Below are 17,343 nucleotides of genomic sequence, written 5' to 3'. Positions count from 1 at the left end.
GGAGCACGCCCGGCAAGCGTTTACGCGAAGCTCCTTCGCCGGCGGGTGAGGGACGGGACGTCCTCGACCGGGGGCAAGCTCTGCAGAACGCGACGCGGCGGCAGGATAGCGATCGCCTCGGTACCTTCCCGGAGTTTCGAGCGCAGGATGAACTGGCCGCCATGCTTGGCGAGGATCGCCTGGACGATCGGCAGACCGAGGCCGGTGCCCTGTTCGGCGCTCTTGATGGCGATCGAACCCTGGCCGAAAGCGGAAAGGACGATCGGGATCTCCTCTTCCGGAATGCCGGGGCCGTTGTCTCTGATCGAAAGATATTGCCCGCCGCCGGCGGTCCAGCCGACCTTTACGCTGACCTCACCGCCCGACGGGGTGAACTTGACGGCATTCGAAAGAAGGTTGAGGGTCACCTGGCGCATGGCTTTCTCGTCCGCCCAGACGGACGGCATCGCCTGTTCGAACTGATGGGCCATGGTTATGTTCTTGCCGCGCGCACGGAGCTGAACCATGCCGATGCAATCCTCGACGATCTCCGCCAGGTTTACCGCGTCCTCGCTGAGCTCGTACTTGCCGGCTTCGATACGCGAAAGATCGAGAATTTCATTGATGAGATTCAAGAGGTGTTCGCCGGAGCGATGGATGTCGAGCGTGTATTCCTTGTAGGTCGGGTTGGCGAGCGGTCCGAGCACCTCTGTCGACATGACCTCCGAGAAGCCGAGGATGGCATTGAGCGGCGTGCGCAGCTCGTGCGACATCGAGGCCAGGAAACGGGATTTGGCGAGATTCGCCTCTTCGGCGCGGCGGCGAGCCTCGTCCGACATGGACTTCGCCACCTCGAGTTCGGCGATGAGATCGTCCTTCTCGGACTGTACCGAAAGGATATGAACATTGGCGCGGTTCATCCTGTCGGTCATGAACGCCAGAAAGACAAGCGAGAGCGCCAGGATGCCCGTGAGGCCGACATCGACCGCGTCGCCGGTCGTGAGTGAGGAGAAGCCGAGCGCGGCCAGGACAGGCAGAAACGTGTAATAGAGGGCGTTCCGCAACAGAAAAGTGCCCATGGCGGTGACCGCAAGGGCAATGAAGAGCACCGTTCCCTCGAAGAGACCGGAAGCGATCTCGCCGCACGGCGCACAATCCGGGAGTGTGAAGATCGCCCAGCACAGGCCGGTCAGCATCTGGCCGGCGAGAAAGCGGCGGCGCCAGACGGACACTTTTTCGGCGACCACATCCTCGCGTTTGGCCTTTCGCGCGAGAAAGATGGTGACCGCATGCGCGGAAAGCGCCAACAAGGCCCAGGCGAGAAAATGCGGGTCGCCCGAGAGGTAGATGCCGCTGGCGGCGATCAGGATCACGAGGAGGGGCAGGGCCATCGCGCCGTGGAGCACGGACTCGATGTGTAGCAGGAGCATTTCCTGTTCGAAGCCGGACGGTGCCGAGGAACCGGTCTGCAGCCGCTGACGCGTCGCGCGAACGGTCTTCGAAACAGCCTTGTTTCGATGGCTCCGCGACTTGTCCACGATGATCTTGTCGGTCGATGTGCTGGCGGCGATGCTCATGCTTCTGGTCAGGATTGGGTTCAGCTTGCACTCTAGGATGCAATCCTTAAGAAGTTGCTGCCCCCATGAAGGATTCGGCAACCATTGTGGCGCGATTGCGGTTTTCGAGGCCGGGATGGGCAGGAAGAACAACACGAGGAGGCGCGGGGCGTGAAGTCGCAAGACCGCAGATTCCGGATCGTCGGCGGCAGCGGCGCCGGCCCGGGCTCTTCCGGAAGGCGCTTTGGATTTGGTCGCTCCGGGTTTCCCGAGCGGCGAAAGAGGCCGTCCGGCAGCGGCGGCATGGCCGGCGGTTGGATTTTCCTGATCCTTCTCGGTATCGGCGCCTACATAGCCGCGCAGCTGCCGCCCTCGGAACGGCCCGTGACCGGCGAGTTGCGCGGCTCGGCGTCGGCGAGCGATGGCGATAGTCTGCGGCTCGACGGACGCCGCATACGCATCGAAGGCATCGATGCCCCGGAGATCGGCCAGATGTGTCGACGCGGGGAAACCGCGTGGGACTGCGGCGCCCAGGCGCGGCAACGGTTGATTGCTCTCATCGCGGGAACGGCGACCGTCTGCCGGCTCCATGGCCATGATCGCTATGGTCGGGAACTCGGTGTCTGCGCGGCTGGCGGGACGGACCTCGGAAGAGAAATGGTCCTCTCCGGTCATGCGGTCAGCTATGGGCTCTACCGTGCGGAAGAGGAAACGGCGCGAACGGGCCGGCGAGGGCTCTGGGGCGGCGATTTCGTCAGGCCGCAGGAGTGGCGGCGTTCGAACGGCGGTGCGGAGGAGACCCCGCACCGGGCGGGTGACTGGTTGGAGACCATTATTCAATGGCTTCAGGAGTATTCGAGCGCGATCATGGCGAGGATCGGCGGTGACTGAGGAGCGGCTGCAGGCGTTGAGGGCGGCGATCTCAATCTGTCGCCGGTGCCGTGACGAGCCGGCGCGCGGCGAAGACCACCGGCTGCCGCACGAGCCGAGGCCGGTGGCGGTGCTTTCCGCGTCGGCGCGGATTCTGATCGCCGGGCAGGCACCCGGATTGCGGGTCCATGAAAGCGGCCTTCCCTTCAACGATGCCTCTGGCGATCGGCTGCGGCAATGGCTGTCGGTGGACCGGGCGGCATTCTACGATCCGCAAAATTTCGCCATCGTGCCGATGGGTTTCTGTTTCCCCGGCTACGACAGCCACGGCAGCGACCTGCCGCCGAGAAGCGAATGCGCGCCGCTGTGGCGGCAGAAGGCGATGGACGCGATGCCGCAGATCGAGCTGGTGCTTGCGGTCGGTCATTATGCGCAGCGCTGGCATCTTGGAAGGGACTGTCCCAAATCCATGACGGAAACCGTGCGCAACTGGCAACGCTACGCGAAACGCAATTCCGGCGTCTGCGTACTGCCGCTGCCGCATCCGAGCTGGCGCAATACCGGCTGGCTCCGGCGTCATCCCTGGTTCGAGGCCGAGTTGCTGCCCTTCCTGCGTGAACGGGTGAGGGCGCTAACGGCGTGAAACAATTTTCTTTATTTTCACAATTACCGCGCTATAGAGGGAAAAATATTCGAGAGGATTTTCCATGGATCGCCTAGACCGCAAGATCCTGCGGCTGTTGCAGGAAGACTCGACCTTGGCCGTAGCCGACCTCGCCAAGAAGGTCGGGCTTTCCACGACGCCGTGCTGGCGGCGCATCCAGAAGATGGAAGAGGAAGGTGTGATCCGCCGCCGTGTCGCGCTTCTCGATCCGGTGAAGGTCAACACCAAGGTCACCGTATTCGTTTCCGTGCGCACCAATTCGCATTCGATGGAGTGGCTGCGGCGGTTCTCCGAAGTCGTAGCGGATTTTCCGGAAGTGGTGGAATTCTATCGCATGAGCGGCGACGTGGATTATCTCCTGCGCGTGGTCGTGCCGGATATCGCCGCCTATGATGCCTTCTACAAGCGTCTGATCGCCAAGATCGAGATCCGCGACGTTTCCTCGGCCTTCGCCATGGAACAGATCAAGTATACGACGCAACTGCCGCTCGATTACATGGTCATCGACCAGGCGAAGTCGAGCGAGGACTAGACGATCAGGTCGTTATCGCCGGGTCAAGCCGTGTCTGACGCGGAGGGATGCTGCGTGCGTCCTCAAGGCATGCGGCTGCCCCAGCCGCGTGCGATGCCGATCTCGATGGCTCGGTACGGCTCCCGCTTCCCGTTCTCCGGCGCGAACCTCCCCATCCGTCATCCTCGGGCAGGTTTGACCGACTGCGAGCCGCCATAGTGGCCGAGATGGTAATTGTCGCTCGAAGCCGATGAGTTGCGGCCATTGGCCTTGAAGCCAGAATGGCTGTATCCGGCCAGCAGGCGGATGCGCCAGTCGCCGAGCATGCCGTCGGTGCCGATGAGCAGGCCGCCGGCGTAGCCTCGATGCGCAGCGCGCCGTGGTTGTCGTAGTGTCCGGCGACATGCTGCACACCGACGGAGTTTCCCGGCGCCTGTACTGCCCCGGCGGCGATCGTCACCGTAGTGGTCGTTGAACTGACCAACTGTCACAAAAATTTGCCGCCCGCGAGATACGGATGTCGAAATCTGTGTCTTCGGCGGCGTCTTTGGGCTGTCGCAACGCAAATGAGGGACAACTCATGCTCTTCCAGACGACTGCCTATTATGCACTGCCGCTTGCTGTCCTGTTTCTAGTGCTCTGGTTTCGGGTGACCGTGGCCCGTTCGAGCCTCAAGGTGTCGATAGGAGATGCAGGCAATGTCGCCCTGCACGAAAAAATCCGCCAGCACGGTAATTTCATCGAGTGGGTGCCGCTCGTCCTGCTGCTGATGGTCATTGCCGAAGGCAATGGCGCCGAGGCCATCTGGCTGCACGTTTCGGGAGCGCTGCTCCTGGCTGGGCGGCTGATCCACCCCTTCGGGCTGGTCGCCGCCAATGCGGCGCACCCCCTGAGAATCGTCGGCAATACGGCAAGCCTGCTGGCCGTGCTCAACGTGATCGCTTGTCTCGTCTTCACCACATTCGGATTCTGAGGAATAGACCATGCAGTATATGCTTCTGATCTACACCGCCCCCGACGCGGAGCCTGTCTACGGTACGCCTGAATTCCAGGCCATGATGAAGGGCTTCTCGGACTTCAACGACAGAGCCAATGCCGATGGCGTGCTGCGCGGCGGCGAGGCCTTGGAAGGGATCGATACAGCCACGTCGCTCCGCCTGCGTGCCGGCAAAGTCGAAACGATGGACGGACCCTTTGCCGAGACACGCGAGCATTTAGGCGGATACTACATTCTCGACGTGCCCGATCTCGACGCCGCCTTGCGCTACGCGGCCATGCTGCCCGTGGCAGCCTGGGGTACGATCGAGGTAAGGCCGTTGATGAACTACAACCCGGCCGATAACTGATGCCGGGAGCCGCCCCACAGGCGATTGCCGTCACCCGCGCACTGAGCGACGTTATGCGGCAGGACCGGGGGCGGCTCATGGCTGCGCTTGTAGCCCGCCTCGGCAACTTCCAGCTTGCCGAGGACGCCCTACAGGAGGCAAGCCTGTCCGCGCTGGTGCATTGGGGGCGTTCTGGGCTTCCAAAATCCCCAATGGGCTGGCTGCTCACGGTTGCAGGACGAAAGGCGCTCGACCGGCTGCGGAGCGACAGACGCAGCACCCTACGCGAAGCGGCGCTAGTCCAATTTTCCGATCTCGAAAGCGCGGAAGTTACCCATGAGATTCCTGACGAGCGTTTGCGCCTGATCTTCACGTGCTGCCATCCGGCGCTTGAGGAAAAATCGCGGGTGGCATTGACTCTGCGCACTGTCTGCGGCCTCACAACCGAGGAGATTTCGCGAGCGTTTCTCGACACACCAACCACGATGGGACAGAGGCTCAGCCGAGCCAAAGCTAAGATTGCCAAAGCTGGAATTGGTTTTTCGGTGCCGGAGCCGGAAGATTGGGATAATCGCCTTCAGACGGTTCTAAACACCCTCTATCTGATTTTTACCACCGGATATACCGCCCGCCCCGCCGAACCGCGCGATCTCTGCGCTGAGGCGATATTCCTGTGCCGCCTCCTACTGTTCCTACGTCCCGCCAATGCTGAAATCGAGGGGGCGCTGGCGCTCATGCTGCTGACCGATGCCCGTCGCGGCGCCCGCATAGGCCGCGATGGCGCCACGGTTCCTCCAGGCGACCAGGACCGTTCGCTCTGGAATCGGCAATGGCTCGATGAGGGCCGGCATTGGCTGCGGACGGCACTTGACCGCCGCCGGGCTGGGCCGTTTCAGGTCAAAGCCGCAATCAGCGATTGCCACATGGCAGAGCCACACCCTGACTGGCTGCAAATCCTGCAACTTTACACAGTGCTGCTGACCATGGAGCCAACCGCTGTGGTCAGGCTCAACCATGCCGTTGCACTGGCCGAAAACGACATGTTGCACGCGGCGTCAGCGGAAATAGTCGCCATCCAGACCGATCTCCACGGATATCAGCCCTATCATGCGGCAGCTGCTGCCATTCATGCGCGTAACGGCAACCGGCCTGCCGCGTTGCACCATCAGCAAATTGCGATTGCAACGGCCGACAGCACTGCTGATCGGCTTTTGCTGGCTCGGCTTCTCGAGGCGGAGAGAACGACCGGCGCGGTTCCTGTTTCTGAATCTGAATAGGGTCCGACCAGGGCCGTCGAGCGGTATGTCAGCTTATCTTCCGAAGTCCACAAAAGCAGCCAGTCCTCGATCCACCCCGTTTTTGTCGTTTGTGGTTCGGGAAAGCCTTTTTTGCTTCCCTAGGGGTAAAGCGTGAGGAAGCAGGAGAGGGTTCGCTGGGAGCAATGGCGCTCCCTTGTTGAAGGAGACCGCTTCATCACGACCGCCGCCGGAACCATCATCTGCATCGATGAGTAGCGGCCGGGATTTCGACCCTTTCCGTTGAAACATCGGGTCGGAAATGCTATCTAGATTGCATATCTAGATAGGTGGTTGCCATGGCCCTGAGCATCAAGACAGAGGAAGCGGACCGGCTGGCGCGGGAGTTGTCTCGCCTGACCGGCGAAACCATGACCGACGCCATCACGCAGGCCATGCGCGAGCGGCTGGAACGGCTGCGTGCCGAGCGGGAGGCGCAGGCCGACTATGTTGCGCGCATGAAGGCCTTCGTCCGCGAGCGCGCCGGCCGCTACGATCGCCGTCCGGTCACGAAACAGGAATGGGATGAAGCGGTTGGCGATACGGCTGAAGAACTCGGTGTTCCCCGTTGATGGTCGTGGACGCGTCCGCCATCATCGCGATCATGTTCGAGGAGGCGGAAGCGCCTGACTGCATGGCCGCTCTTCAAACAGAGGCCCTGCGCCTCATATCGGCTGTGAACTATGTCGAAGCCGGTACTGTCATGGCCGGCAGGATCAAGGATGGAGACTGGCATGAGGCGATTGCCGATCTCGACGCGTTTCTGTCCGACTTCGGCATAGCGATTGCGCCCATAGACGATAACCTTGCCCGTGCCGCCATGAGGGCGCGTCTGGATTACGGCAAGGGATTCGGCACGCGGGGCGGCCTGAACTTCGGCGATTGCTTCGCCTATGCCCTGGCCAAACGGCATTCCGCCCCTCTTCTCTACGTTGGCCACGATTTCGCGCTCACCGACGTTCAATCTGGACTGGCGCGCTAGACGCAGAGAGTCCGGGTGGAGATGAAGAATGGCGAGGCCTCGAAGAACGAGGTTTGTCAGGCTCGGTTAAAACTCGGGCTTGACTTGAGAAACCATTCACGACCCGCTGGAAAGCCGCTGGCGGACCCTGCTGTTCGTCAGTTCGCGCAACGCGTCCTTGCCCGTCCATCGTGCCGTACGGTCCGTGCTCGCCGCGAGCTTTTGCGCGAGCGCCAGGGCCGGTCCGTGGCAGGCGGGGCTGCGCTTGCCGATCTGCCTGAGTGCCCAATTGACCGACTTCTTCACGAAGTTGCGCTCGTCGGCGGCATGAGTCTCGATCAGCGGCAGCCAGGCAAGCAGCGTCGAATCCGGCTCCTTCTTGAGATGCACGGCGGCTGTTGCGATCATCGCGAAGGCCAGGCGGCGGACGAATTCCCGCTCATCGGCGGCGAATTCAGGAATGAGCACTTGCTCGAGGCGCGCTCCGACGAAGAGGTCGGCAACGGTATCGACCACTTCCCAGGAGTCGCAGGCATTCGCCCATTGCCGCGCTTCAGCAAGCGTCAGCGCCTTCGGGTCCGCGGTGAACGCTGCCAGCAGGCGTGCTTCGCGGATGCCGGAGGTCCAGAGGTCGAGCGCACGGGCATGGTCGGTCTTTACCCTGCGCGCGACGCGACGAAGCTCAACGTTCGAAACGCCCAGGGCGGTTTCGGTCGCAATGCCGAAGCGCGCCATGCCGGCGATGTTTTCGTCCGAGCCGAGGGCGCGGAGATATTCGATGATCTCTTCCGCCGTCGACGCCGGGGCCGGCGTCATTTTTCGAGCCGGGCGAGCAGGGAAGACGTATCCCAGCGATTGCCGCCGACCGCCTGGATGTCGCCGTAGAACTGGTCGACGAGGGCGGTCACCGGAAGCTTGGCGCCGTTGCGCCTGGCCTCGGCAAGGACGATGTCCAGATCCTTGCGCATCCAGTCGACCGCGAAGCCGAAGTCATATTTGCCTTCGTTCATGGTCTTGTGGCGATTTTCCATCTGCCAGGAACCGGCCGCTCCCTTGGAGATGACCTCGATCACCTTCTCGATGTCGAGCCCTGCTTTCTTGCCGAAGTGGATTCCCTCTGCGAGCCCCTGGACGAGGCCAGCGATACAGATCTGATTGATCATTTTGGTCAGTTGGCCGGCGCCGGCGGGGCCCATCAAGCCGACCATCCGGGCATAGGCGTCGATGACGGGCCTGGCCTTGTCGAAGGCTCCCGCATCGCCCCCGCACATGACGGTGAGCACGCCGTTTTCCGCTCCGGCCTGCCCGCCGGAGACCGGCGCGTCGATGAAATGCGCACCCTTCGCCGCCGCCGCGGCGTAGAGCTCGCGGGCAACCGCGGCCGATGCCGTCGTGTTGTCGATGAAGATCGACCCGGCTGCCATCGTTTCGAAGGCGCCGTTCTCTCCCGTGGTGACGGAGCGGAGGTCGTCGTCATTGCCGACGCAGGCGAAGACGAAATCCTGGCCCTTGGCCGCTTCGGCCGGCGTTGCGGCGGTCCGGCCGCCGAATGCGGCTGCCCATTGCTCCGCCTTGGCTGCAGTCCGGTTATAGACCGTCACATCGTGCCCGCCGCGGGCCTTGAGATGACCGGCCATCGGATACCCCATGACGCCGAGACCAATGAATGCGACTTTGGCCATTTCCTTGAGACTCCCTTATCGATGGCGTGTTTGCGGCCGACGATAGCCGCGGCCGCAGCAGCCTGCAATCAGGGTTTGAAGCGGGCGGTCACCAATTGGCCGGCAATCGGCTCGCCTTCCTCCATGCGCACCGTGATGTCGGTGATATCGACGATCTCGAACCCGGTCGCCGCCAGGCGCTCGCGCAGGTAGGTTTCCGAGTGGGCGAAGCGCTGGTGCGGTCCGACGGCGAAGCCTTGTCCCGCCGGGGTCTCGCCCGGCAGGCTCTCGCTCGAGAAGATCAGGAGCCCGCCCGGCACCAGATTGTCGACTGCGCCGAAGAACAGCGGCTCCAAGGCGCCGATATAGGGCAGGACGTCGGTTGCGGCGATCAGGTCGAAGGGTTCGTCGTCATTGTCATCGAGGAAATCGACCGCCTCTGCGACATAGAGCGTCTCGTAGAGGTCCTTCTCATGGGCGATCTCAACCATGTTTTCCGAAAGGTCTACGCCGGTTATGTCTTCCGCCATGTCGCGTAGCGCGCCTCCGGTCAGCCCGGTGCCGCAGCCGAGATCGAGGATCCGCTTGAACGGTCCGAGCCCGAGCGCCTGAAGCCGCTGGCGCACGAGCAGTGGCACGCAATAGTGGAGCTGGTCGACGAGAACATTGTCGAAGACGTCGGCGTGCTGATCGAAGAGTGTTGCCACATAGGCGTCCGAAGCCTTGAGCGGCGTCTCGCCGCGCCCCATCGATGCAAGCCGAACGGCCGCGCCGCCGTGGTCCTCCGGGTCGATTTCCAGGACTTCCCGATAGGCGGCGGCCGCCGCGTCGAAATGCCCGGACTTCTCCAAGGCAAGCGCTCGGTTATAGGCCTCTGCGAGGGCCTCCTCGTCGATCTTCTTGATTTTCTGCGTCATGGGCGCTTCATACGACCCCCGGCGGCCTTTGACAATCGCCGGTCGCGGCCGTCCCTGTCACTGGCCGGTTCAGCTCGATAATAACCTGTTCTTTGGCGGAACGGCGACGGTTTCCGTCGACGCGGGATTATACCACCTCGCGGCCCGAGGAGAGGTCCCGCCGAGGCGGCGACGGGAACATTCGCCTGCGGTAAAGATTTTGAGCAGGTCGGGGACGCGCGCCATTTAACCTTGATCGAAAAGGAGTCATCATTCCTAAAAGAATGAAAAATCGGGAGGAATGCCGATGTCTGCCGAATTGAGCCCGTTGACATTGGAAACGGAGATGCCGGAGCGGCAGACGCCGCCTCTGCCGCAGACACCGCAGGAGACGATCAACGCGATCATCCACTATTATCGCGGCGAAATCGGGCGGATGGCCGGTTGGCGGGACCGCATAGACCGAACATCGAACTGGGCGATCACCGTGGTCGCAGCGATGCTTTCGGTCTCGCTCTCGACGCCGTCGTCCCATCACGGTGTTCTTCTCTTTGCCATGCTGCTCATCAGCCTGTTGCTGCTGATCGAAGCGCGGCGTTACCGTTTCTTCGACGTCTATCGCGCCCGCGTGCGCCAGATGGAACGCGGCTACTTCGCGCAAATCTTGTGCCCTGAAGGCACGCCGAGCTTCAAATGGTCGGTGTCGATCGCCAAGAGCCTGCGCCAGCCGGCTTTCCTGATGGGCTACAGGGAGGCCCTCTGCCGGCGGTTACAGCGCAATTATTGCTGGATGTACCTGATCCTGCTCCTGGCATGGGCGCTGAAGATTTCCTCGCCGAAGATTTCGAGCACGGGAGAGCCTTTCGGCCATGTCCGTTCCTGGGCTGATGTTGCCGAGAACGCCGCTCTTGGTCCCGTGCCTGGCCTTGCCGTGGCGATCGGCGTCGCGCTCTTCTATGCGGTCGTGCTCTACGGTTCGCTCCACAGGGCGACAGGCGCCGGCGAATTGGCGCATGGCGAGGTCCATGTCTGAGACCTGCGTGCACCGCTGCGCCGCATTGCTGATCCCGCCTTCAGAAATTCTCAGTTGATGCGGGCGCGCAGGCCTGCTTCAACTGCGCTTCTCTCGGTCATGCCAAAAGGAGCACAAGATGAGCGAACAGAAGGTGGCGATCGTCACGGCCGGCGGTTCCGGCATGGGGGCCGAGGCGGCAAGGAGGATGGCGGCAGAGGGTTACAGGGTTGCCGTCCTGTCTTCGTCCGGCAAGGGCGAGGCGCTCGCCAAGGAACTCGGCGGAATCGGCGTTACCGGATCGAACCAGTCGAACGACGATCTGAAGCGGCTCGTCGACGCAGCCTATGATGCCTGGGGGCGCGTGGATGCGCTGATCAATTCGGCAGGGCATGGCCCGCGGGCCCCGGTGCTCGAACTCACCGACGAGGAATGGCACCGGGGTATGGATGTCTATTTCCTCAACGTCGTGCGGCCAACCCGGCTGGTGACGCCGATCATGGTGGAGCAGAAATCCGGCAGCATCGTCAATATTTCCACCTACGCCGCCTTCGAACCCGACCCCTTGTTTCCGACGTCGGGGGTCTTCCGTTCCGGGCTTGCGGCTTTCACCAAACTGTTCGCCGATCGGTATGCCGCCGACAATGTCCGCATGAACAATGTTCTGCCCGGCTTTATCGACAGTCTGCCCGAAACGGAGGAACGGCGTCAGCGGATTCCGATGGGACGTTACGGCGCATCGGAGGAGGTGGCCGAGTTGATCGCGCTGCTCGCAAGCGATCGCGGAGGCTATATCACCGGCCAGAACATCCGGATCGACGGCGGCATCACCCGATCCGTCTGACACATCCGACAACGACGTGCGCCGGAACCTAATGGACGATAAACTCTCCCTGGAGAGCCCGCCATTCGGAAGCCGAAATCAGCTTTCGGTGCACATAGCGTACCGAATGCAGCGGGCCGTCCAGCTTCTCCTGCCAGAATTTGAGGAAGCTGTGCATTTCCGGAAAGTCCGGCGCGATGTCGTAGTGTTGCCAGATGTATGTCTGCAGGAAAGCCGGGTGGTCGGGCATCCGATAAAGTATCTGAGCCGTCGTCAGCCCGTAACCCTTGAGCTGCAGTTCCATGTCGTTCTTCATGCGGACCTCACTTTTCACAAAGGTTGGTCTCTATGATGGAGCGCTTAATTGCTTAATCAAGCGTTAATGTAGGTGAGTGAAGCGAGAAATCACCTACAAAAACAAGCGCTTGGCAGCAGGCGACGGCGAGTGCTGCCAAGCCGGCCACCGGAGTCCGGCTTGCGGCCCGAGGCGCGTTCAGCGCTTCAGATGGCGGGTCAGGCGGGCTTCGAGCCAGCCCCAGATGTTGCGCAGCAACTCCACCATCAGCAGATAGAGGATCGCGGCCCATATATACATCTGGTAGTCGAAGGTCCGGGAAAAGGCGCGCCGAGTCTCACCCATGAGGTCGAAGACCGTGACGATCGCCACGATTGCCGAGCCCTTGATCATCAGGATGATTTCGTTGCCGTAGGGGCGCAGCGCAACGATCATCGCCTGGGGCAGAATGACCTTGAAGAAGGCTACGCGCTCCGGCAGGCCGAGCGCGGCCGCCCCCTCGCGCTGGCCGCGCGGCACGCTTTCGATGGCGCCGCGCAGGATTTCCGCCTGATAGGCGGCGGTGTTCAGCGTGAAGGTGAACAGCGCACAGTTCCAGGCATCGCGAAAGAACCACCACAGTCCCGCGGATTCGAGCTGCGGACGGAAGCTGCCGAGCCCGTAATAGATGAGGAAGAGCTGGGTGATGAGCGGCGTTCCGCGGAAGAAGTAGACATAGGCGTAGGCAAGCCAGCCCCATAATCTGTTCTTCGACATGCGCCCGAGCGCCACGGGCAGCGAAACGACGGCGCCCATGAGGATGGAGGAGGTGACGAGTGTCAGTGTCACCCCAAGACCGGAAAGGAAGCTCGGTCCGTAGCGAGAGAATTTCTCGGGGTCCCAGCCATTGACGACCGTCAGGAAAATCCCGACACCGAGCGCCAGCCAGATGCCGAGCGCCACGCTGCCGAAAAAGCGCGAGAAGGTGTAGGGCTTCGGCGGCGCCGGCGGGGGCGCCTGCGGCGGGATCATGGTTTCGGCAATGCTCATCGGCGTGCCTCCGCGCGCTTGGTGGAGCGCTCGAGCGCCGAGAATACGACCGAGGAGATCATTGCCAGGACGAGGAACAGAACGCAGGCGATGCCGAAGAATTCGAAAGCGTGCTTGGTCACCCGGGCCGCGACGCCGGTTTGGCGCAGGATATCCGGCAGCCCGATGACCGAGACGAGGGCGGTGTCCTTGAGCAGCGCCATCCAGAGATTGCCGAGACCGGGCAGCGCGATGCGGATGAGCTGGGGCAGAATGATGAGGCGCATCGTCTTGCCCCGGTGCAGGCCGAGCGCGTCACCGGCCTCGTACTGACCGTGGGGGATCGCCTTGAAGGCCGAAAGCAGCACTTCGGAACAATAGGCCGAAAAGACCACGCCCAGAGCGATCATCCCCGCAACGAAGGCGCTGATCTCGACGGCGCCCGTATAACCGATCGTCGCCAGGAACTGCTGGGCGAGGATCTGCAGGCCGTAATACACGATGAAGAGCGTAAGGAGCTCCGGCAGGCCTCGGAAAATCGTCGTATAGATGTTGCCGGCCAGCCGCAGGGATCTTTCCTCGGATTGCTTGGCGAGCGCAATGAAGAAGCCGATGATCAATCCCACTGGAAGGGTCGCGATCGCCAGGCTGGCGGTGACGAGGAATCCATAGGCGATTTCATCGCCCCAGCCTGCGTCTCCGCACGCGAGAAGGGTATCCGATCCGAACCACCGAAATACCCCGAGAGGACCGCATAGCGGATCGATGATCGCGCCGATCCAGGAGAGACCGGAGGAAAGGGCGGCAAACAGTCCGCTCATGCCAATAGTTCCCGTTGCGTATTCCGGCGTCTACCGCGTTTTTGTTCTTCAGCCGCGCCGCGCGCTAGACGCTTATTTTCGTGATTCCTTGTCAAACAAAAACGGCGGAAGGGCAAGCCCGTCCGCCGTTGCATTTTCTTCATCAACCGAGATTATCCCGGCATAAAGCCTCAAGATGTGCAGGAATCGCCGAGATTAGCTGCCGTAGACGTCGAAGGGGAAGTACTTTTCGTTGATTTCCTCGTACTTGCCGTTCGCGCGGATGGCGTCGATCGCCTTGTTGAACTTCTCCCGCAGAGCGTTGTCGCCCTTGCGGAGCGCGATACCCGCGCCTTCGCCATTGATGACCGGATCGATCGGCAGGGTGCCAAGCAGCTTGCAGCAGGCGCCATCGTCCGTCTTGAGCCATTCCGACAGCACGACGACGTCGTCGATTGCCGCGTCGATGCGGCCGTTGGCGAGGTCGAGCTTGTATTCATCCGCGGTCGGGTAAAGCTTCAGTTCCGACTCTTTCATATGCGCTTCCGCATAGTTGGAGTGCGTGGTCGAACTTTGTGCGCCAAGCATTTTGCCGGAGAGGGCTGCTGCCGTCGCCTCGGTGATCGGCGAATCTTTCGGCACCGCGATGGCCGGAGGCGTGTTGTAGTACTTGTTGGTGAAGTCGACCTTTTCCTTGCGTTCCTCGGTGATCGACATGGACGCGATGAACGCGTCGAATTTCTTGGCGATCAGCGCCGGAATGGCGCCGTCCCATTCCTGGGTCACGAAGGTGCAATCGGCTTTCATCTCTTCGCAAAGCGCCTTGGCGATGTCGATGTCGAAGCCGGTCAGCGTGCCGTCGGACTCGAGATTGTTGAAGGGCGGGTAGGCGCCTTCGGTACCGATGACGATCTTTTCGCCGTCAGCCATGGCAGCGCCGGCCATAAGCACGAAAACGGCAGCCGATACCGTGGCTGCCAGACGTCTGGAAATACGCATGATGTCCTCTCTGTTGGCTCGGCATCCGGTTCTTCTTGTTTCGCGGATGCCAATTGGCGCCGGAGCTTCAAGCCGCCGGTTGCGGCGATATTCGTACGGATTTCCTGCAAAAATCAACTGGAAAGCTTTGCTTCCCACTACTTGACGCGAATCATGTCCTTCGATTGTCGCATAAGTTGCGCTAGAAGATGAACGGGCCGTTCAGGACCGGTTAATGTCGCCTTCGATAGGCCTTGCAGCGGAACCGATCCGCAGTTGCGGCGTTGCGGCTACGGCATTTCGGCCGAGGCAAAAAAGGCCGGGACCGCGGATCATGGCCCTGTGACGAGGGCGCCATGGTGGGCGAGGCGATTGGAGTCGCGTTTGCACACCAGCGTCAGGACCTCCGAACAAGAGGAAGAAAAAAATGTCGATACGATCCAGACTTTTCGCAACAGTGGCCTTGCCCGTTCTTTCGGCCTCCCTGATGATCCAGCCGGCCTTCGCTGACAGCCTGACTGCTCCGTTCGAAGTCGCTCAGGAAGGAGAGGGCCAACAGTCGCCCGAGGATCTGCTGTTGCTGAAGCGCAAGCAGCGTCAGGCCGAGGAATCGCAGGGGCAGGCGGAGGAGCAACAGCCGCAGGCCGAGGAGCAGCAAAAGCCGCGCAGGAAGCGCCAGCAGCAGGCCGAAGAACAGCCGGCAGCCGAAGAGGGCGCCCCGCGGCAGGCCGAAGAAGAGGCTCCGCGGCGCAAGAAGCGCCAGCAGCAGGCGGAAGAGCAGCCCGCAGCCGAAGAGAGCGCTCCGCAGCAGGCCGAAGAAGAGGCTCCGCGGCGCAAGAAACGCCAGCAGCAGGCCGAAGAGCAGCCCGCGGCTGAAGAGAGCGCTCCGCAGCAGGCCGAAGAAGAGGCTCCCCGGCGCAAGAAACGCCAGCAGCAGGCCGAAGAGCAGCCCGCAGCCGAAGAGAGCGCTCCGCGGCAGGCCGAAGAAGAGGCCCCCAAGCGCAAGAAGCGCCAGCAGCAGGCCGAAGAGCAGAAGCCTGCGGCCGAGGAGGGTGCTCCCCAGCAGGCCGAAGAAGAGGCCCCTGCGCGCAAGAAGCGCCAGCAGCAGGCGGAAGAGCAGCAGCCCGCAGCCGAGGAGGGCGCGCCGCAGAAGGCCGAGGAACAGGAGCCTACGCGTAAGAGACGCCAGCAACAGGCCGAAGAGCAGCGGCAGACGGAAGAACAGAAGGCCGCCGAGCAGCCGAGCGCCGAACCTGAGAGCGGCACGACCGCCAAGCAGCCCGCGACAGAGACGCCCGCCGAGCAGACGGGCGAGGGCGAGCAGCAGTCGATTCCCGGCGCCGAACAACCCGCAACCGCTGAACAGCAGGGTGAGCAGCCCGCCGGCCAACCGGCTCCCGAAGTCGTCGATGAGCGCTCGACGGAAGAAAAGCAGAAAATCGCGGAGGACCCCGCAGCCTCTGACGAGACCGTCGTCTTGCCTGTCGAGAAAGGCGCGGCTGTCCTCGACAGCGACAAGGATGCCGACATTTCCGGCGGCAACCAGGCGCGAGAAACACGGCGGAAGCAGCGCGAGGAATTGCGTACGACCCAAGAGAGCGTAGAACCGCCGGCCGACGATGCAGCGGCGCAGGCTGCGATCCCGGCCGAAGCCAGGGAAGAAATTCCTCAGAAGATCGAGGCTGTGCTCAGCGAAGAGGGCGAGCGGGTTGAGGAGGCGCCGACCTTTGCGGTGCCGCAGACGACCAACATCATCAACAACACCGTCATCAACAACACAACGGTCAACAACACGACCGTCAACAACACCACCGAGAACAACGTCACGGAGGTGAGGGTCGTCGAAGAAAACGAGGACCGTGTCATCCTCGGGGTCGGCGATCGCATCTTCGTGCGCGGTGACGACCGGCCGCGCCTGCGCAGGAATTCGGAAGAGAGCTATTATGAAAATCTCTCGCGAGGTCGCGTCCGTGAAACGATCGTCCGCCCGGGCGGCTATCGGATCGTCACCATCTACAACGAATACGGAGACATCCTGACGCGCACGCGCGTCGATCGTGACGGCGAGGAATACGTCATGATGTACGCGCCGGAATACGAAGAAGACCGGCCCGCAATCATAGACGTAGGTTACGACCTGCCACCGATGCGCCTGACGATACCGGTGGACGAATATATCGTCGATGTTGCCGAGGATCCGGACCGGGATTACTACGAGTTCCTGTCCGAACCCCCGGTCGAGTCGGTCGAACGCGTCTACACCATCGATGAGGTGCGTCACTCCGCCCGCCTGCGCGACAAGGTTCGCCGAATTGATCTCGACACCATCACTTTCGCGACGGGAAGCGCCGAGGTATCGATGTCGCAGGCGAAAACCATGCGCAATGTCGCGGAGGCAATGAACAAGATCCTAGAGAAGGATCCGGGTGAAACCTTCTTCATCGAGGGTCACACGGATGCCGTTGGCGCCGACCAGTCCAACCTCGTCCTTTCCGACGAGCGTGCCGAGTCCGTCGCAGTGCTCCTGACCGAGGTCTACGGCATCCCGGCCGAAAACCTCGTCACCCAGGGCTATGGCGAGCGGTTCCTCAAAATCCGCACGAACGGGCCGGAGCAGGAGAACCGCCGCGTCACCATTCGCCGCGTGACGCCGCTGGTGCGTCCTGTAGCGCAGCGATAGGTCAACGAGGCGTGCGAACTGACATCGGG

The 17,343-nt window shown here is 62.1% G+C and carries 20 protein-coding genes; 11 read left to right on the top strand and 9 right to left on the bottom strand.

The genetic code is table 11. The features are described from left to right. Nucleotides 1-20 precede the first annotated feature (20 nt). Complete coding sequence (locus ACFHWW_RS30910) at nt 21-1,556, bottom strand: sensor histidine kinase (protein WP_379943056.1); 1,536 nt, start codon at nt 1,554-1,556, stop codon at nt 21-23. Nucleotides 1,557-1,706: 150 nt separating this feature from the next. Between ACFHWW_RS30910 and ACFHWW_RS30905 the strand changes: the two genes are divergently transcribed. The 3 genes from ACFHWW_RS30905 (at nt 1,707) to ACFHWW_RS30895 (ending at nt 3,601) form a co-directional block, all read left to right on the top strand. Continuing rightward, nucleotides 1,707-2,426 (top strand): thermonuclease family protein, encoded by a 720-nt coding sequence (locus ACFHWW_RS30905; RefSeq protein WP_379943055.1) that lies wholly within the window; start codon nt 1,707-1,709, stop codon nt 2,424-2,426. After that, nucleotides 2,419-3,048, top strand: coding sequence for a uracil-DNA glycosylase family protein (locus ACFHWW_RS30900; protein WP_379943054.1), 630 nt, complete (start codon nt 2,419-2,421; stop codon nt 3,046-3,048). Before ACFHWW_RS30905 ends, ACFHWW_RS30900 begins: the two co-directional genes overlap by 8 nt. A gap of 64 nt (nt 3,049-3,112) precedes the next feature. Then, nucleotides 3,113-3,601, top strand: a complete 489-nt coding sequence (locus ACFHWW_RS30895) for an Lrp/AsnC family transcriptional regulator (RefSeq protein WP_003535303.1) — start codon at nt 3,113-3,115, stop codon at nt 3,599-3,601. A 158-nt stretch (nt 3,602-3,759) separates the two neighbouring features. Here the strand turns inward: ACFHWW_RS30895 and ACFHWW_RS30890 are convergent, their stop codons facing one another. Beyond that, nucleotides 3,760-4,071 carry an autotransporter domain-containing protein gene (locus ACFHWW_RS30890; protein WP_379943052.1) on the bottom strand — a complete coding sequence of 104 codons (312 nt, stop codon included), beginning with the start codon at nt 4,069-4,071 and terminating at the stop codon, nt 3,760-3,762. 89 nt (nt 4,072-4,160) lie between these two features. Here ACFHWW_RS30890 and ACFHWW_RS30885 point away from each other — a divergent pair, with 89 nt between their 5' ends. The 5 genes from ACFHWW_RS30885 to ACFHWW_RS30865 all read left to right on the top strand — a co-directional run bounded on the left by ACFHWW_RS30885 (nt 4,161) and on the right by ACFHWW_RS30865 (nt 7,182). Next, on the top strand, nt 4,161-4,553 hold the full coding sequence (locus ACFHWW_RS30885; protein WP_379943050.1) for an MAPEG family protein: 393 nt from the start codon (nt 4,161-4,163) through the stop codon (nt 4,551-4,553). A gap of 10 nt (nt 4,554-4,563) precedes the next feature. Then, nucleotides 4,564-4,926, top strand: coding sequence for a YciI family protein (locus tag ACFHWW_RS30880; RefSeq protein ID WP_379943048.1), 363 nt, complete (start codon nt 4,564-4,566; stop codon nt 4,924-4,926). Further along, nucleotides 4,926-6,182 (top strand): RNA polymerase sigma factor, encoded by a 1,257-nt coding sequence (locus tag ACFHWW_RS30875; RefSeq protein WP_379943046.1) that lies wholly within the window; start codon nt 4,926-4,928, stop codon nt 6,180-6,182. The genes ACFHWW_RS30880 and ACFHWW_RS30875 overlap by 1 nt, the downstream gene beginning before the upstream one ends. A 317-nt stretch (nt 6,183-6,499) precedes the next feature. Next, the gene (locus ACFHWW_RS30870; RefSeq protein WP_275597807.1) at nt 6,500-6,772 is read left to right on the top strand and encodes a type II toxin-antitoxin system VapB family antitoxin; all 273 of its coding nucleotides are present in this window, start codon (nt 6,500-6,502) and stop codon (nt 6,770-6,772) included. Continuing rightward, complete coding sequence (locus ACFHWW_RS30865) at nt 6,772-7,182, top strand: type II toxin-antitoxin system VapC family toxin (RefSeq protein WP_275597808.1); 411 nt, start codon at nt 6,772-6,774, stop codon at nt 7,180-7,182. Before ACFHWW_RS30870 ends, ACFHWW_RS30865 begins: the two co-directional genes overlap by 1 nt. 96 nt (nt 7,183-7,278) lie before the next feature. Here the strand turns inward: ACFHWW_RS30865 and ACFHWW_RS30860 are convergent, their stop codons facing one another. The 3 genes from ACFHWW_RS30860 to ACFHWW_RS30850 form a co-directional block, all read right to left on the bottom strand. Further along, the gene (locus tag ACFHWW_RS30860; protein WP_379943044.1) at nt 7,279-7,977 is read right to left on the bottom strand and encodes a DNA alkylation repair protein; all 699 of its coding nucleotides are present in this window, start codon (nt 7,975-7,977) and stop codon (nt 7,279-7,281) included. Continuing rightward, entirely contained in the window at nt 7,974-8,843 is an 870-nt protein-coding gene (locus ACFHWW_RS30855; protein WP_018095168.1) for an NAD(P)-dependent oxidoreductase, read from the bottom strand. The genes ACFHWW_RS30860 and ACFHWW_RS30855 overlap by 4 nt, the downstream gene beginning before the upstream one ends. Before the next feature lie 68 nt (nt 8,844-8,911). Continuing rightward, nucleotides 8,912-9,739 carry a class I SAM-dependent methyltransferase gene (locus ACFHWW_RS30850; RefSeq protein ID WP_275597811.1) on the bottom strand — a complete coding sequence of 276 codons (828 nt, stop codon included), beginning with the start codon at nt 9,737-9,739 and terminating at the stop codon, nt 8,912-8,914. A 286-nt stretch (nt 9,740-10,025) separates the two neighbouring features. Between ACFHWW_RS30850 and ACFHWW_RS30845 the strand changes: the two genes are divergently transcribed. Next, nucleotides 10,026-10,751: a DUF2270 domain-containing protein gene (locus ACFHWW_RS30845; RefSeq protein WP_018095166.1), complete on the top strand. Its 726-nt coding sequence runs from the start codon at nt 10,026-10,028 to the stop codon at nt 10,749-10,751. A 118-nt stretch (nt 10,752-10,869) separates the two neighbouring features. Further along, on the top strand, nt 10,870-11,574 hold the full coding sequence (locus ACFHWW_RS30840; RefSeq protein ID WP_018095165.1) for an SDR family oxidoreductase: 705 nt from the start codon (nt 10,870-10,872) through the stop codon (nt 11,572-11,574). Nucleotides 11,575-11,602: 28 nt separating this feature from the next. On the opposite strand, the gene ACFHWW_RS30835 is transcribed toward ACFHWW_RS30840, so the two are convergent. From ACFHWW_RS30835 to ACFHWW_RS30820, 4 genes are all read right to left on the bottom strand, one after another. Next, the gene (locus tag ACFHWW_RS30835) at nt 11,603-11,869 is read right to left on the bottom strand and encodes an usg protein (RefSeq protein ID WP_379943041.1); all 267 of its coding nucleotides are present in this window, start codon (nt 11,867-11,869) and stop codon (nt 11,603-11,605) included. 177 nt (nt 11,870-12,046) lie between these two features. Then, nucleotides 12,047-12,877, bottom strand: a complete 831-nt coding sequence (locus tag ACFHWW_RS30830; RefSeq protein ID WP_018095163.1) for an ABC transporter permease — start codon at nt 12,875-12,877, stop codon at nt 12,047-12,049. Then, nucleotides 12,874-13,677, bottom strand: coding sequence for an ABC transporter permease (locus ACFHWW_RS30825; RefSeq protein WP_100673080.1), 804 nt, complete (start codon nt 13,675-13,677; stop codon nt 12,874-12,876). The genes ACFHWW_RS30830 and ACFHWW_RS30825 overlap by 4 nt, the downstream gene beginning before the upstream one ends. 195 nt (nt 13,678-13,872) lie before the next feature. After that, nucleotides 13,873-14,655, bottom strand: coding sequence for an ABC transporter substrate-binding protein (locus ACFHWW_RS30820; RefSeq protein ID WP_379943038.1), 783 nt, complete (start codon nt 14,653-14,655; stop codon nt 13,873-13,875). Between the two features lie 406 nt (nt 14,656-15,061). On the opposite strand from ACFHWW_RS30820, the gene ACFHWW_RS30815 reads away from it, so the two are divergent. Beyond that, nucleotides 15,062-17,314 (top strand): OmpA family protein, encoded by a 2,253-nt coding sequence (locus ACFHWW_RS30815; protein WP_379943036.1) that lies wholly within the window; start codon nt 15,062-15,064, stop codon nt 17,312-17,314. Nucleotides 17,315-17,343: the final 29 nt, after the last annotated feature.

Source organism: Sinorhizobium sp. P24N7 (assembly GCF_042436655.1).
Lineage (GTDB): Bacteria > Pseudomonadota > Alphaproteobacteria > Rhizobiales > Rhizobiaceae > Sinorhizobium > Sinorhizobium meliloti_A.
This window is presented reverse-complemented; position numbering and strand designations above follow the sequence as displayed.